A 2004-nucleotide genomic window follows, 5' to 3' on the forward strand; every position below is an offset into this window, starting at 1 on the left:
GTCTGAAGCATGCGGGTGTTCACATACACCAGCGACGCTTGCAGGAGGTGTAGCGCCAGAACGGAGATTTCCTGCTCATGGATGCGGTTGGTGGCGATCTCGCCGCCCTTGCCGAAGAACACGAAACCATTAGCGCCGTTCCAGTTCTCAACCACATTCAGCCCTTCGTGGATCTCGCGGCGGAATGCCTCCTGACGCAAATACCGGCATAGGAAGATTGTTTTGACCGCGCGGCCGAGTTCACTCAGCGCCTTGTAGGTCGGGTGCATCACTTCGGCTCTGGCAAACCGGAGCAGGATCGCTTCCGGATCGGCGGTGCGCGATTGCATGGCAGCGGCATATTTGACCATTTCGTCATATTGTTGCTCGATCTCGTCCCAGTCGATCGGGCTGGAGAGGATCGGCAGTAAATTGGAAAGCCGCGTGCGCATGCCGGCTTGGGGAAGGGCCAGTTTCTGGCGTGCCACTGCTTTCAGCCGCGGGGCAAGCTCAAATCCAAGGAGTCGGCAGAACGCAAAGCCGACTGCGCTCTGGCCGTGGCTATCGACGTACTGGCGCTGGATTTCCATGTCGGTGCAATGGCGTAGCACGCCTTCGATCATGGAGGCGACCTCCGAGGAAGAGCACCGCTTGAGCTGGGAATAAACGCAGGTCGCGCGCTTCTCCACATGCCAGTAGATCATGACGCCACGGCCGCCATAGCGGGCGTGCCATTCCGTCATCAGGTTGCGGTCCCACGCGCCGAACTTCGTTGAATCGGACGCGCATGCCGTGCCCGCATCTCCCCATACTGCGGCATTGCGGATTGCCAGTGTCGCGTTTGCTACCCGCGCGCACGCCTCCCTCAGCGCTGGCGCGTGGATGAAACGGCGATGGACATGCAGCAATTCCTCGTAACTGACATCGGGTGTTGCGCCAGCGACCCGCTTGAGCCCGGCGTTCGTGCCCAAGCCATAGAGACACAGCAAAAGACGCTGAGCCAAGGCTGCTTTCGACAGGGTAACCCGCGAGGCCGACGTTTCGAAAGCATCCATCAATCCCGTGTCCAGAGCAGCCTCTTTCAACACGTCCAGCAGTCCGGTCATCGGCCAGCGCTGACCGATCTCGCTTTTGATCGAAGCGAGACCCTTCGGTTCGGGCAAGGGCTTGAACGGTGTAATCGATATCCGGTTGTCGCCGCGCCACAGGAGCCGGACCTTGTCGTTTTGTGGAATATTGGCATTGAGGAGCAACAGTTCCCGTTCAAGCTCCTCCCGGATCGAGGCGCAAAACGCCTGCGCATCTGGCGTCAGGCTGAGGCCGGAATAGTACGCATCTCGCCTGATCTCGAAGTCCTTGGGAAGATCGTCATCGGGATTGCGATAGCGATCCGCCCCGACCACCCAGATTTCTTTGGAGCGGATGCGGTCGCGCAGTTGCGTCAGGACGCAAAGCTCATAGCTGATCCGGTTTACCCGCCCATCGTCATCAATGACGGAACTGCGCCATCGCGCTGGAATCACCTCATCGATCGGAACATCCTGCAATGGCACGAAGCGGCATCCGCCATCCACCTTGCTCCTGATCCAGTCGAGGGCCGCCAGGACCGGCCGCCACACCGCGTTGTTCGACCGGAACTCAAGTACGGAAAGCAGGCTTGGCAGCATGCGCCGGTAATGATTGGCCCAGGAACCACGCATCACCTTGTAGATGCGCCGGTCCAGAGCGCCCTTCGCATGGCTCTCCTTGACGATCGCCGCCAGCTTGGCCTTACCGGCGATCGGGAAAATGACATCGCAGATGCGCCCCGATGGTTCATTGATCGAGGCGCTGGCGATCTCGACCAGCAGGCGCTCCTTTCCATAGACCCGCTCGATGTCTTTCGCGATATCGCCCACCACCTTGCGTTTCGAGCGCGTTCCGATCTTGTGAACGGTTTCGATCAGCAGGTCGATCATCGCGTCAGTGAGTTGCGCCTCCCGCGACATTAGATAAATCGCATAAAGGCCGAGCTGTCGCGCCGGC

The 2004-nt window shown here is 59.8% G+C and carries 1 protein-coding gene; it reads right to left on the reverse strand.

Annotated features, from left to right (window positions below; genetic code table 11):
• Positions 1-2004 (reverse strand): Tn3 family transposase (locus tag B5X82_RS26050; protein ID WP_079651172.1); only part of this gene is annotated, 2004 nt, incomplete at both ends.

The organism is Rhizorhabdus histidinilytica, assembly GCF_900167915.1.
Taxonomy (GTDB): Bacteria; Pseudomonadota; Alphaproteobacteria; order Sphingomonadales; family Sphingomonadaceae; genus Rhizorhabdus; species Rhizorhabdus histidinilytica.